Here is a 12,678-nt window from a genome sequence, read left to right on the forward strand (position 1 = left end):
CGATGACCACTGGCAACTCCACGCGCCTGAACAAGTACATCAGCGAAAGCGGCCTTTGCTCCCGCCGGGAGGCTGACCGCTACATCGAGCAGGGCAACGTTTTCATCAATGGCAAACGGGCGATTATCGGCGATCAGGTGCTGCCAGGCGACACGGTGAAGGTCAACGGCCAGGTAATCGAACCACGCGCGGAAGAGGATCTGGTGTTCATCGCCCTCAACAAACCTGTGGGCATCGTCAGCACCACGGACAGCGCCGAAAAGGACAACATCCAGCGATTCGTCGGCCACAGTGAACGCATTTTTCCGATCGGCCGCCTGGACAAGGACTCCCAGGGCCTGATTTTCATGACCAGCAACGGCGACCTGGTCAACAAGATCCTGCGAGCCGGCAACAATCACGAGAAAGAATACCTGGTGACGGTGGACAAGCCGGTGACCCGGGAATTCGTCGAGGGCATGGCCGGCGGCGTGCCGATTCTTGGCACGGTCACGAAAAAGTGCAAGGTATCCAGGGAATCACGGTTTGTGTTCCGGATTACCCTGGTGCAGGGCCTGAACCGCCAAATCCGCCGTATGTGCGAGCACTTCGGCTATCAGGTGACCAGGCTCGAGCGAATCCGGATCATGAACGTGAGCCTGAAAGGCCTGGCTCCCGGGCAGTGGCGGGACCTCACGGAACAGGAGCTGGCCGGGCTGTTCGATGCCATCCGGAATTCCTCGTCGGAAGCGCCACCGAATTCGGGCAAGGCGGTGAAAAAGAAGCTGGGCGGCAAGGCCCGCGCCGGCGGCAAGCCAGGCCTTTCAGCGAAGCCCGGCAAACCCGGCAGCCCACGGCGACCGGCCGGCAAAGGCAAACCACCTGCGGGCGGAAAACCTGCCCCAGGCAAGCGACCCAAGGCTGGCAAACCCAGGCAGAAGAGCGTCAAGCGGTAGCCTGTCGCCGGGGCCTATTTTTTCACCCACTCGCCACCGATCTGCACGTACTGGCCGGCAGGCGTTTTCTCGATAGCCTTCTTTCCGGCCACCGTCTCCACCTGGGTTACCGGAATGTTGTGCTTCTCGGCAATGCGCTTGTACTCGTCGCGCCGGGCACTGTTGATGGCCTGCACCACCTCTCTGGCCTGGCCTTCAGGCCGCACCACTTCGAGGTAACCTGTGGGCGTTTCCCCAACCAGACCCTGCTGCTTGACCGAGTCCAGCTTTTGCTTGGCTTCGTCCAGCCCCATGGCCAGCGTGGAAGCCGCCAAACCCAGGGCCAGCACCATCGCGAACATCTGCATCAGTCGTTTCATCGTCAACCCCTCAAACTTTGTGCGTCGGTTCAGAACAGGCCCTGTTCGCTGAACAGTTCATCCACTTCCTTATCCACTTTCACGTAGATTTCGTGCTGGATCTTAACGTTCAGGTTTACCGTAATCGGCTCCTTGGGTGCCGCCATCTGGACCGTTGGCGTACAGGCAACTGTGGCAAGCGGCAGTATCACGCCCATCAACACGGCGTTGATTGATGGCCCGCCGGGCCACCTCGGCTGTTCGGATTTTTTCATGGTGCTGTCTCCTTACCGGATTCCTGCAGCATCTCCCGGACGCGCCGGGTAACGGCTTCGTTCACCCGGCCACTGAGTTGCAAACTGGTGAGCAGTGCCGGAATGTCTTCTTCAAGATTGACGTTGAGCACCACCGGCTGCCCGCCCCTGAGTTCCGGGTTCCGGCCTTCGAGTCGAAGGCCGAGGGTTAACTTACCCTGTTCATCGTAGTCTATCGTGCTGTTAAGCACGGAATAGTGAAAATTTTGCAACGCCTGAACCACGAGGTTCATAGCCTGATTGCCGCCGAGCATGGCCTGGAGCTTGTCGGCGGGCAGTTGCAGGCGCCCACCGGGGTCCACCGCTGACACACGCCCTTCTCTCACCCGCACCTCGCCGCTGCTGGTAATTTCCAGAGGAATCCGTCCCTGGAGCCTGCCGTTGCCAGAGAGACCTTCCGCGGGGTACACCTCCATCAACCGGCCGAGGGAAACCTCCTGCAATTCGACAGGGATCTGCCAAGAGCCATTCGCCAGCGCGTAGGTCCCGGGCGGAATCCGCAACCGGCCATCCAGGAACGCTGCCCTGGCTTGCTGGATATCCAGGGTTCCCTCCAGGGGACTCGACGTCGACGCCGTGTAATCCCCGCTGAAACGAACCTCGCTGATCGGTATGCCCGGGTTGATGCTGGCAATCGTCATGTCCCGTAAACCGGCGGTTAACTGGCCCTGCCTCAGGGCTCCCCTCACCTCGCCACTCAATCCGGACACCGCCGTTCGATTGACGACCCCCGTCACCTTCTCCAGTTCTGCTCGACCGTTGATCTCAAGGCCATCCTGCGGGCTCACCCAGGCATCGACGGACAGGTGGACGGCGCCGGATTCCACGGTGAGCAGAGCCGGCCAATCGGTGAAGGTGGCGGCCAGGGCCCGGATATCTTCCGGCCCGTCAAGAACCGCCTCGGCGGTAACGGTCACAGCTCCATCGGGGTCAAGTTGCACTTCGAGGTCCGCCGCCAGACCGGCCGCCGATGTGAGTGTGCCGTCAATCCGAAGCGCCGCCAGCCGACCGCCGACCGAGCCCTCGAAGTGCCAGGCCTGTGGGACCAGGCGAGGATGGTCTATCCGCTCAGCGTCCATTCGAAGTTCGCCATGGATGGCAATCCGCTCTGACCACGGGCCTGTTGCGCCATAATCGAGCTGGACCTTTGTCTGACTGAGGTCTGTAAGAAGGTTACTGAGCGCCAGGGATTGTCCGCCCTGGGCGAATGCCAGGCGGTCGGTCTGGATCTGCGAGGTGGGCGCAAAATCAAAGGAGGCAGAATCGCCGTCTGCAGTCACGGTCGGCCGGATGTCGGCGCGATTACCGGTGATCTCCCAACCCCCGGACCGGATATCCGGCAAGACCACCCCCACCGAACTTTGCTCAATCGCCAGAGACCAGCCCCGGACCGCCAGGGGCGCGGCCACGGCTGTCAGACCGGCGGCCCAGAGGAGCCCCCGGGCGAAACTTCGCGCTCGTGCACATCCTTTCCGCGGCAAAACGACGCTCCTGTCGGTTCGGTTTCACTCGCCGCGCCAGCTTACGCTGTACAGGTCGTGGCGGCGGTCCTGGAGGTTTTTCACGGTACCACTGTTGCGGGCGGTGATCAGCACTTCCGGCCGCAGATCGGCGAAGGCCACGGTTTCCACGTTGGGTTCGGTATCGGCGGCGATGCCGTCCCGGGCAAAAGGAAAGTCACAGGGGGTCAGGATGCAACTCTGTCCGTACTGGATTTCCATGTTCGGCACGTTGGGCAGGTTACCCACATTCCCCGACATCACCACATAGACCTGGTTCTCCACGGCCCGGGCCTGGCAACAGTAGCGCACCCGCAGATAGCTCTGGCGCTCGTCCGTGCAGAAGGGCACGAAAACGATCTGTACGCCCTGGTCCACCAGGTGTCGCGTCAGTTCCGGGAACTCGGCGTCGTAACACACCAGCACCCCGACGGTTCCGCAATCCGTCTCAATGGCGCTCACCCGGTTGCCGCCCTGCACGTTCCACCAGAAGGCCTCGTTGGGGGTCGGGTGGATCTTGGGCTGGCTGAATACCTGACCGTCGCGCAGGAACACGTACGCCATGTTGCGGATGGCACCGTCCTCCTCCCGTACCGGTGTGGAGCCGCCCACGATGTTGATGTTGTAACGCAACGCCAGGTCCCGCATCAGTTCCCGGTAGCGCTCGGCGTAGAGGGCCACTGCGGCAAAGGTTTCCGCCGGAGTGCCCTTGCGCGCCTCGATGGACAGTAACTGCAGGGTAAACAGCTCCGGAAACACCACGAAGTCGCCCTTGTAGGTGGAGACCACATCCACGAAATAGCGGACGATCTCGCTGAACTCGTCAAACGAAGCCACCGGGCGCTGCTGGTACTGAACGGTGCCAATGCGCACGGTGTCGCGCATGCGGTGGCCATAGCGCTTGCGCGGTTCTGCGTGGCCATTGCGAGGTACCTTGGGATTACGCCAGATCAGGTGAATACCGTACCCCATGGAGTCATGGTCGGCATCCAGGTAGTGAGGAATGATGCCGTGCACCTCGAACCCCTGGTGCAATTGGAACGACAGCACCGGGTCCTTCTGCTCTTTGCCCTTGATTGCGTCCACGTAGGCTTCAACGCTGCCAAACTTTTTCAGGCGCTGTCGCAGGCTCGGCAGGCGGCCGGCGAACACCACGCCCTGCAGGTTCAGGGCCTGGCACAGCTGTTTGCGTTCGTTGTAGAGCCGCTCGCCGATGCGATAGCCGCGGCAGTCCGGGTCTACACACACCTCCATGCCGTACAGCCAGTCACCCTCCGGGTCATGCCGGGAGGCGTAGCCGTTACCGGTTATGGATGTCCAGTCGTGGGCCTGCAGGGCGATGTCGCCGGCAATCCGGAAGGTGGCACAGTAGCCCACCACCGTCTCGCCGAGCATGGCAACAAACTGGCCCTCCGGAAACGTGTTGATCTGACCGGTAAGCGGGCCTCTGGTGTAGCCGTACATGCCGGTGCCTTCGTACACCCGGCGGCTGAGCTGAATAATGCCGGGAATATCCGCAAGGGTGGCGTTACGAACGTAAAGGCGTTGATCAGGATCGGAAAACGGCGGGCACATAGACACCTCGGAAAAGGCGTTGATTTGCCTCCATCTTTGGCGTGCCAGAGGCGTTTCGTCAAGCCGGAGCGGTCAGTCACCAGTTCCCAGCGGAAAGCGTTCGAGCGCGCTGTACACGGAGCCGGATGGCCCCTGGCTGCTCTCGAACAGGCAGAATTCATCCACTGGGAAATGGCCAAAAGCGGCGTTACCGTGCTCGTCCAGCAGCGCTTCCACAGAACCGGCCTGACGCTTGAAGCGGGCCAGAGTGATGTGGGGGCGGAAGGCCCTGCTCTCAGATGGCCGGGCCGGGCCTTGTATCCGACTCATAAGAGCGTCATGAAGCAGGCTCAGAGGCTCCGTGGGTGCCACGGCCGCCCAGAGGTTACGGGGCTTCTGCGGTTGGCCGAAGCACCCCAGCCCGGAAACGGCCAGCCAGAATTGCGCCTGCTGAATGCCCCGGGCCGACGCACACACCGTCGATACCTGGTCATCATCCAAGGTCCCCAGAAAAAGCAAAGTAAGGTGCAGTTGCTCGGCATTCTGCCATTTGGCGCCGTCAACGGGCGCCTGGACGTTCAGCAGGCGCTCTTTGATAGCCGGCGGGATTTCCACTCCGAAGAACAGTCGTGGCACGGAATCATTCCCGGTAAATCATCTTTCGAACCATGCCACCATCAGCGACGAAGTTCTGGCCGGTAATGAACGAAGCAGCCGGCGAGATCAGATACGCTACCAGGCCGGCTATATCCTCAGGCTCCCCCACCCGGCCAGCCGGGTGCTGGCCATGGTCGTCGGCATCGAGCGGAGCCACCGGATCCTTGCCACCCTGCCAGGCCCGGGTGTCGATCCAGCCGGGGCTGATACAATTCACGCGAATGTCCGGGCCCAGACTCATGGCCAGGGCATGGGTCAGGGCAACAATACCACCTTTGGTGGCGGCGTAGGCCTCCGTGTGCGGCTCCGACTGAAGCGCACGGGTGGAGGCCATGTTCACTATGGCACCACGGCTCTCACGAAGCGTCGGAACGGCGTGTTTGGTGACCAGGAAAGGACCTGTAAGGTTCACATCCAGCCGCCGCTGCCATTGCGCAAGGCTGAGCTGTTCGACTGGCCCGGTCTCCGGGTTGGCGATACCGGCGTTATTGACCAGCGCATCCAGGCGGCCTGCCCATTCGATAGTGGCCGCGACCACGCGCTCCACGTCCGTCTCAGAGGCCACATCTCCCTGGAAGAAGCGGATGTGACGCCGGTCGGTGGCCGCCAGCTGCTCACCGGCCTCCCGATCAGTATCACAGAACGCCACCAGCCAGCCGGACTGGGACAGGTCCTGCACAATGGCCCGGCCTATACCTTTGGCGCCGCCGGTAACCAGCGCAACTCGATCCGATGACGTCACATGGGGCTCCATAGTGCAGAAGTTTCTCCCTTACTCAACTTTGGGTGTGGGCCGGACCAGAATTTCGTTCACATCCACATGGGCCGGCTGCGCCACCGCATACATCACGGCGTTGGCAATGTCTTCCGGTTTCAGGGCATGCTCTGGCCGCTCGTCGAAGAACGGTGTATCAACCATGCCCGGTTCAATCAGGGTTACGCGGATGCCGGAGCCACGGAGCTCTTCCCGCACGCCGTAGCCAATGGCCGATACCGCCCATTTAGTGGCACTGTACATGGAACCGGGGATGGTCACACGCCCGGCGGCAGAGCCGGTCAGCAACAGGTGGCCCCTGCTCTCCCGCAGCGCCGGCAGGCAGTGCTGTAACGTAAGCCCAACACCGTAGATATTGGTGAGGATCATGTCCTTCCAGACCTCGGGATCGGCCCCGCTGAATCCGCCCGGTTCGCCGCCCCGGCCGGCGTTGGCGAACACAGCATCAATGCGTCCGAAGGTCTGCAACGCCCGGTCCACCATGTTTTTCTGGTCATCGCTGCTTTGCACATCGCACTGAACGGTTAATACCTTTTCCTCACCGCCCAACGACTGTTGCAGGCCCTTGAGTTTATCTTCGGAGCGTGCCGCCAGCACCAGGCGGTAGCCCTGCTCTGCGGCGGCTTTCGCGGTTTCAGCGCCAATCCCCGAGGAAGCGCCGGTGATCAGCATTACCGGTTGGTCTGCCATACGATTGGTCTCCTGTGGTTTGAGCATGTGTACAGGCCTACGCCGGCCCGCGCCGGATCGATCAGTCAGTACACCTGTAACAGGATCAGCGCAATCAAGGCCAGGGCCAGCAAAAACCAACGCGCGTAGTGATCGGTGCGGTCGTCCTCGCCATTGGCAACGCGGCTGGCACCGTTGCCTGCGCTGGCTTCATACTCCGAGACAAGTTGGCGCGCCTGGTAAAGATCTTCGTCCTCCACATGCACGTTGGTGAAGCCGGAGGCGCCGATTTCACCCATGGCGCCCTGGAGGTAGTGGCCGCCAACATGGGCCTCTATGCCATTGGCTTTCAGCAGGCCCGCGACAATGTGGGCTTCGGTGAGGTCTCTGGCCCGATAGGCAATTTGCAAGGCGCGACTCCTTCTGTAACCGTTCCGGGCAGAACCGGGACAAATCTGCGACTATTACCCAAAGGATAGTTGGCTCCATCCCGGGGAGCCACCAACAAACGGATCGCCCATGCTCTGGATACTGCTTGCCGTCATTGCCCTAGTGGTTGCGGCCACTCTGACCCTGTTTCGTCTTGAGGATCTCTCGCACCTGGACCGACAGCAACACCCAGTGCGGGAGGGCACGCCAAGCCCGGCCAACCGGGAGGTCCTCGGGCGCATACGGGAGATGGGCGAGGCCTCCCGGGGCCTACGTGGCAAAGCGCGACTGATGGCGCTGCGCAAGCATATGGATGGCCTGAGCGAGGGCCTGGAACTGGCCTCGGAGTTCCGGTTTTGCGAGGAACCCCGAGGTGAGTGGGCACTGGCCCCGGGATGCGACACACGGCGGCGCATTCTGTACATCCATGGGGGCGCCTGGGCCGCGGGCAGCCCACGCAGCCATCGGGCCATCACCGACAGGCTGTCCACGATCACCCGGGCGGCAGTGTTTGCCGTGGATTACCGCTTGATGCCTGAGCACCGGTTCATGGACGGTGTGCGAGATTGCCGTGATGCCTACATCTGGCTGGTGAAACACGGCCCCGAGGGCGCCGAGCCAGCCGATTTTCTGGTGGTTGCGGGGGATTCCGCCGGTGGCAGTCACACCCTCGGGCTCATCGCCTGGGCCAGGGACAATGGCCTGCGCCAGGCCGACGCCGCCATTGCCCTGTCACCGTCTACCGACCTGACCCTGACGGCACCCAGCAACCGCGACAACATCGGTACCGATCCGCTGCTCGGGCCGGTATTCGGTGGCCTGTCGAAAATACCATTACCGGTGATCTGGTGGGCGACCCTGGCAGCCTTCCGGGTTTCTCCCACCAGCCCGGTCGCCTCGCCGCTGCGGGGCAACCTGGAAAACCTGCCGCCAACGCTGATTCAGGCGAGCGATACCGAAATGCTGCTCGATAACGCCCGGCGCTATGCGGCACGAGCCACGGCGGCCGGCTCTCCCGTGGCCCTGCACACCTGGCCAGGCATGGTGCATGTGTGGCAGATTTTCGTCCCCCTGTTGCCCGAAGCCGAAGAGGCCTTTGACGACATCCGGGATTTTCTCTCCGATGTCGAGTCCGGGCGTTTTGGGGCAGCCCCCCGGGAATCGTCCACCGGCTAGAGCGACACCTTGCCCCGGAGGGCCTTGGTCTTGCCCCTCTGGGTTTTCTTGTCCACCCGCTTGCGCTGGGAGGACCGGCTTGGTTTGGTGGGGCGACGGGCCTTGCGCGGCTTCACCGCTTCCTGGATCAGCTCCTTCAGCCGCTGCAGGGCGTCCTCCTTGTTAAGTTCCAGGGTGCGGAAGGACTGCGCCTTGATAATCAGCACACCTTCCTTGCTGATGCGGTGATCGTTGAGCGCCATCAACCGTTCCTTGTAGAAGGGCGGGAGAGTGGAATGGAGAATGTCGAAGCGCAGGTGCACGGCGGATGCCACCTTGTTCACGTTCTGGCCACCGGCGCCCTGGGCCCGGATCTGGGTCATGTCGATTTCCCAATCGGCAAGTTCAACAGCGTTGGATAGTTTCAGCATCTGCTAAGGTTAACAAAATACGGGGCAGTCGGCTTATTGCAGACCAGTTGTGCCTTATTCAGAGGCGAGGGAACCCAGACCCACCATGTGCGGACGATTCACCTTCTACACACCGCCGGACACTCTCATCCTGCAATTCTTCCCGGAAGGCATGGAGGTAGACGGGACCTTTGAGCCCAGCTACAACATTCCTCCGGGAACCGGCATCCCGATGATACGAATGGGCATGACCGGAAGCCTGATCATGGCTCATTCCCACTGGGGATTTCGACCTTCCTGGGCCGGCGACAAAGCTCCGGCGCCGATCAATGCCCGGGCAGAAACTGCGGCCACATCGAAATACTTCCGGGACGCCTTCACCCACCACCGCTGCCTGATTCCGGCCAACGGCTGGTACGAATGGCAGCAGAACGAGCAGGGCAAGACCCCTCATTACATTACGCCAGCGAATCCAGAACAGGATCCCGCGATTTTCCTGGCCGGACTCTGGACGCCCCACGAGGGGGACGAAACCACGGCTTGCGCCATCATCACCGAACCCGCCAGTGAACACCTGAAACACATTCACGACCGCCAGCCGGTGGTGCTCGATCCAGAGTGCCTCAGGGACTGGCTGAATCCTGACATTACCGAACGGGGACACGTACGGTCGGTAACCCACCGCCTTGATCCTGCGCGGCTACATGCCATTCCCGTTTCCCCGGAGGTGAACAATCCAAGGCACGATTCGCCAGCGCTGATCAGGGCAGTGTGATTGCAGGCTAGCGACAGTGATGCGACCAGTTCAACAAATCCTCACTATCCGTAACCTGACATTCCGTGGGCCGGGAAGTACATTGGGAGAGAGTGCTCGATTTCGGAAGGAAAAACATGCCCAGGTCCCTGCAGAGCGTGGCGTTACTCGCCGCAATAACCCTTGTCCTTGGCGGATGTGCAAGCACCGGTGGTATGTCGCCGGAGCCGTCGCCTCAGGCGCAGACTATGCCCGCTGAAGCCCAACGTTCCGGCAAGGCGCAGAAGCTCTGGCAAGTGTTCGAACGTTACCGCGGCACGCCCTATGAGTATGGTGGCACATCGGCCCAGGGCTTTGATTGTTCGGGGTTTATTGTTACGGCGTTCCGGGAAGGGCTGGGGCAGCAACTGCCGCGTACCACTTCGCAAATGCTGGCCCTGGGCGATGTCGTCCATCCCGGCCAGATCCAGCCGGGGGATGTGGTGTTCTTCCAGATCGGCGGCAAGGAGCAGCACGCCGGCATCTACATGGGTGGGGATCGGTTTGTCCATGCCTCGACCTCCTCCGGCGTTATCCAATCGTCCATCAGCGGCTATTACTGGCAAGGCCGCCTGACCGAGGCGCGACGGTTCGACTGATACAAAGGCTGGCGCGATATCAGCGCTGTTTGCGGCGTACGTAGAGTACCTTGTGCACCCTGGCCACCGTTTCGCCGGATTCGTCGACAATATCGACATCCCACTCCGGCAGCATTTTTTCACCTCCGACCGTCGCCGTTCGTATTTCCTCCACCCGCTCATCGGTCAGCTCGAACCTCGCTGTCACCTTGCCCTTGCCGGGGCGGATAAACTCGATGCTCGCGGATTTATCCCACACGATGTAGTCGTTGCCCAGTCGCCGCATCAACAGCAGCATGTACATGGGGTCTACCATGCTGTAGAGAGAGCCGCCAAAGTGGGTGCCCACGTAGTTGGTGTTGTACCAGTGCTGCCTCATCTCGACGGTGGCAGAGGCGAAATCATCGGCAATGTGGGTCACCTTGACACCCGCCCCGACGTAGGGGCCAAAGGTGGTCAGGACTCGGCGCATGGCGGCGGCGCTGGCGAACCAGCGACGTATGGTGGCGTTCATTCAACTCCCCGATCGCAATCAGAATTTCAGATTTGGATAGCACCCTATCGTCCGCCTGACGGCGGACCAATGCAAGAAATTCATACGATCGTTTGAATACTAGAGACCACTGACCGTGAGATGCAGAGCAATCGCCGCCATCATCACGCCAATCACGCCATCAATAATTCGCCAGGCCATTGGGCGGGCGAGGATGGGTGCCAGCGCCGAGCCACCCCAGGCCAGCAAGCCAAACCAGAGAATGGAGGCACTGCTGGCACCGGCAACGAAGGTGGTCGCGTCTTCCTGCTGGGCACCAACCGCGGGAATCAGGAGCAGTGTATCCAGGTACACCTGAGGGTTGAGCAGGGTAACCGCCAGCGTGGTAAACACTACCGCCCTGAGGCTCCGTTTGGTCACCTCACCCGCCTCCAGCGCAGCCCGGCCACGACCGGCCCGCACGAACGACTGAATTGCGAGCCAGCCAAGGAACGCCACCCCAAGCCAGCGCAGGATCTCCAGGGCTTCGGGCATTGCCATCAGTGCGGCGCTGATGCCAAACATACCCAGAGTAAACAGTGTGACATCCGCCACCATGCACAACCCGGCTGACCACCAGTGGTGTTCGCGGCGAATGGCCTGGCTCAGCAGATAGGCATTTTGCGCTCCTATAGCCACGATAATGCCGCCGCAAACAATCAGTCCGGTCAGGTAACTCTCAAGCACGTCGGTGTCTCCTTAATCAACGAGGCAAGGTTACCGTTTTCCTTCTATACTTGAAATTCATACTCATAATGCTGCATCAGTTTTACTTATGATTGATTACAAACTGCTGGAAGCGCTTGCAACGGTGGTTGAGACTGGTGGATTCGAGCGCGCTGGCCTGGCGCTGGGGCTGAGCCAGTCGGCGGTGTCCCAGCGCATACGAACCCTGGAAATACGGCTCGGCCAGCCGGTACTGGTGCGCAGCCCCGTGCTCAGGGCCACACCGGCCGGACAACGACTGCTCAACCACGTCCAACAGGTGCAGTTACTGGAGCGGGACCTGGCAAAATCCATCCCCGCCCTTTCCGAGCCAGCCGCGCGCCTGCGCATCGCTCTGAATGCCGATAGTCTGGCAACCTGGTGGGCGGCCGCGGTAGGTGAGGTTTCAACCCGGGAAGGTCTGTTGCTCGACCTGGTGGTGGAAGACCAGGACATCGGACTGCGCCGCATGCGCGAAGGGGACGTAGCCGCTTGCTTATGCAGTAGCCCGCAATCGGTGGCCGGCGCGCGATGCGTGCACATTGGCACCATGACCTACAGCCCCCTGGCCAGGCCGGACTATGTGCGGCGGTATTTCGGCAAGGGCCTGAACGAATTGAGCCTGCAAACGGCACCGGCTATTGTATTTGGACCCAACGATCAGCTGCAGCACCGGTTTCTCGCCCAGTGCGGCTACCATGGCACCTTTCCCCACCACCTTTGCCCTTCCTCGGAAGGTTTTGTAAAACTGGCACTGGCGGGCATGGGCTATGGCATGATCCCGGAACTGCAGGCACACGCGGAAATCCAGGCCGGCCGACTGGTGAGCGTGGCGCCGGAACACACGCTGGAGGTGTCCTTGTACTGGCACTTCTGGCGCCACGGCGGCGGCGTGATGGAGCGATTGACCAATGCCTTGCGCTCCGCCGCTATCCTTCATTCCACAGGCTGAACTGAGGAGAAAGGCAATCAGACGGACACAGCGAGTCGCGGTATACGGCACCCTGAAACGGGGACGCTCCAACAGCCGGGTTCTGCAAGGCAGCCGTTTTATCGGTACGGACACCCTGCCCGGCCTGGCCCTTTACCACCTGGGAGCCTATCCGGGGGTGGTTGAGGAGCCGTCCTTTAACGTGCACGTTGAGGTTTACGCCGTAACCAAACCAACGCTCGAGGCCCTGGACGAACTGGAGGACTTTTTCCCGGAGCGTCCCGGAAGCAGCCTCTACATTCGGCGAACCATGGATACCCGCCACGGGCCGGCCTGGGTGTATATTTACAATCGACCGGTCAAGACCATTCAGCGACTCAACTCCGGGAGCTGGTAAGCCGCCC

17 protein-coding genes are annotated in these 12,678 nt (G+C 61.4%); 6 read left to right on the forward strand and 11 right to left on the reverse strand.

Going from position 1 to position 12,678, the window contains the following annotated elements; all coding sequences use genetic code 11:
• The first annotated feature begins 2 nt into the window (after positions 1-2).
• Entirely contained in the window at positions 3-935 is a 933-nt protein-coding gene (gene rluF, locus BM344_RS13425; protein WP_091991324.1) for a 23S rRNA pseudouridine(2604) synthase RluF, read from the forward strand.
• Between the two features lie 14 nt (positions 936-949).
• On the opposite strand, the gene BM344_RS13430 is transcribed toward rluF, so the two are convergent.
• The 8 genes from BM344_RS13430 to BM344_RS13465 form a co-directional block, all read right to left on the reverse strand.
• The gene (locus tag BM344_RS13430) at positions 950-1,294 is read right to left on the reverse strand and encodes a YdbL family protein (RefSeq protein ID WP_091991327.1); all 345 of its coding nucleotides are present in this window, start codon (positions 1,292-1,294) and stop codon (positions 950-952) included.
• Between the two features lie 29 nt (positions 1,295-1,323).
• Positions 1,324-1,491: a YnbE family lipoprotein gene (locus BM344_RS13435; RefSeq protein ID WP_208603442.1), complete on the reverse strand. Its 168-nt coding sequence runs from the start codon at positions 1,489-1,491 to the stop codon at positions 1,324-1,326.
• A 53-nt stretch (positions 1,492-1,544) separates the two neighbouring features.
• Complete coding sequence (locus BM344_RS13440) at positions 1,545-3,068, reverse strand: YdbH domain-containing protein (protein WP_228143649.1); 1,524 nt, start codon at positions 3,066-3,068, stop codon at positions 1,545-1,547.
• 24 nt (positions 3,069-3,092) lie between these two features.
• Positions 3,093-4,661, reverse strand: coding sequence for a bifunctional GNAT family N-acetyltransferase/carbon-nitrogen hydrolase family protein (locus tag BM344_RS13445; protein ID WP_091991329.1), 1,569 nt, complete (start codon positions 4,659-4,661; stop codon positions 3,093-3,095).
• 72 nt (positions 4,662-4,733) lie between these two features.
• Positions 4,734-5,276 carry an RNA 2',3'-cyclic phosphodiesterase gene (gene thpR / locus BM344_RS13450; protein WP_091991332.1) on the reverse strand — a complete coding sequence of 181 codons (543 nt, stop codon included), beginning with the start codon at positions 5,274-5,276 and terminating at the stop codon, positions 4,734-4,736.
• Between the two features lie 4 nt (positions 5,277-5,280).
• The gene (locus BM344_RS13455) at positions 5,281-6,051 is read right to left on the reverse strand and encodes an SDR family oxidoreductase (protein ID WP_091991335.1); all 771 of its coding nucleotides are present in this window, start codon (positions 6,049-6,051) and stop codon (positions 5,281-5,283) included.
• 18 nt (positions 6,052-6,069) lie between these two features.
• Entirely contained in the window at positions 6,070-6,762 is a 693-nt protein-coding gene (locus tag BM344_RS13460; protein ID WP_091991338.1) for an SDR family oxidoreductase, read from the reverse strand.
• Positions 6,763-6,827: 65 nt separating this feature from the next.
• Complete coding sequence (locus BM344_RS13465; protein ID WP_091991342.1) at positions 6,828-7,151, reverse strand: putative signal transducing protein; 324 nt, start codon at positions 7,149-7,151, stop codon at positions 6,828-6,830.
• A gap of 109 nt (positions 7,152-7,260) precedes the next feature.
• Here BM344_RS13465 and BM344_RS13470 point away from each other — a divergent pair, with 109 nt between their 5' ends.
• Complete coding sequence (locus BM344_RS13470) at positions 7,261-8,346, forward strand: alpha/beta hydrolase (protein WP_091991345.1); 1,086 nt, start codon at positions 7,261-7,263, stop codon at positions 8,344-8,346.
• Here the strand turns inward: BM344_RS13470 and arfB are convergent.
• Entirely contained in the window at positions 8,343-8,756 is a 414-nt protein-coding gene (gene arfB / locus BM344_RS13475; RefSeq protein ID WP_091991348.1) for an alternative ribosome rescue aminoacyl-tRNA hydrolase ArfB, read from the reverse strand. The genes BM344_RS13470 and arfB overlap by 4 nt on opposite strands.
• Before the next feature lie 85 nt (positions 8,757-8,841).
• Between arfB and BM344_RS13480 the strand changes: the two genes are divergently transcribed.
• Together BM344_RS13480 and BM344_RS13485 are read left to right on the forward strand one after the other, a co-directional pair.
• The gene (locus BM344_RS13480) at positions 8,842-9,510 is read left to right on the forward strand and encodes an SOS response-associated peptidase (RefSeq protein ID WP_091991351.1); all 669 of its coding nucleotides are present in this window, start codon (positions 8,842-8,844) and stop codon (positions 9,508-9,510) included.
• 116 nt (positions 9,511-9,626) lie between these two features.
• On the forward strand, positions 9,627-10,127 hold the full coding sequence (locus tag BM344_RS13485) for a C40 family peptidase (RefSeq protein ID WP_091991354.1): 501 nt from the start codon (positions 9,627-9,629) through the stop codon (positions 10,125-10,127).
• Between the two features lie 19 nt (positions 10,128-10,146).
• Here the strand turns inward: BM344_RS13485 and BM344_RS13490 are convergent, their stop codons facing one another.
• Together BM344_RS13490 and BM344_RS13495 are read right to left on the reverse strand one after the other, a co-directional pair.
• Complete coding sequence (locus BM344_RS13490; RefSeq protein WP_091991358.1) at positions 10,147-10,620, reverse strand: DUF4442 domain-containing protein; 474 nt, start codon at positions 10,618-10,620, stop codon at positions 10,147-10,149.
• A gap of 99 nt (positions 10,621-10,719) precedes the next feature.
• Positions 10,720-11,325 carry a LysE/ArgO family amino acid transporter gene (locus BM344_RS13495; protein WP_091991360.1) on the reverse strand — a complete coding sequence of 202 codons (606 nt, stop codon included), beginning with the start codon at positions 11,323-11,325 and terminating at the stop codon, positions 10,720-10,722.
• A gap of 88 nt (positions 11,326-11,413) precedes the next feature.
• On the opposite strand from BM344_RS13495, the gene BM344_RS13500 reads away from it, so the two are divergent.
• Entirely contained in the window at positions 11,414-12,295 is an 882-nt protein-coding gene (locus BM344_RS13500) for a LysR family transcriptional regulator ArgP (RefSeq protein WP_091991363.1), read from the forward strand.
• A complete protein-coding gene (locus BM344_RS13505; RefSeq protein ID WP_091991366.1) occupies positions 12,255-12,671 on the forward strand; it encodes a gamma-glutamylcyclotransferase family protein in 417 nt (138 codons plus the stop codon). Before BM344_RS13500 ends, BM344_RS13505 begins: the two co-directional genes overlap by 41 nt.
• Positions 12,672-12,678: the final 7 nt, after the last annotated feature.

The sequence above is a fragment of the Marinobacter gudaonensis genome, from assembly GCF_900115175.1.
GTDB classification, from domain to species: Bacteria; Pseudomonadota; Gammaproteobacteria; order Pseudomonadales; family Oleiphilaceae; genus Marinobacter; species Marinobacter gudaonensis.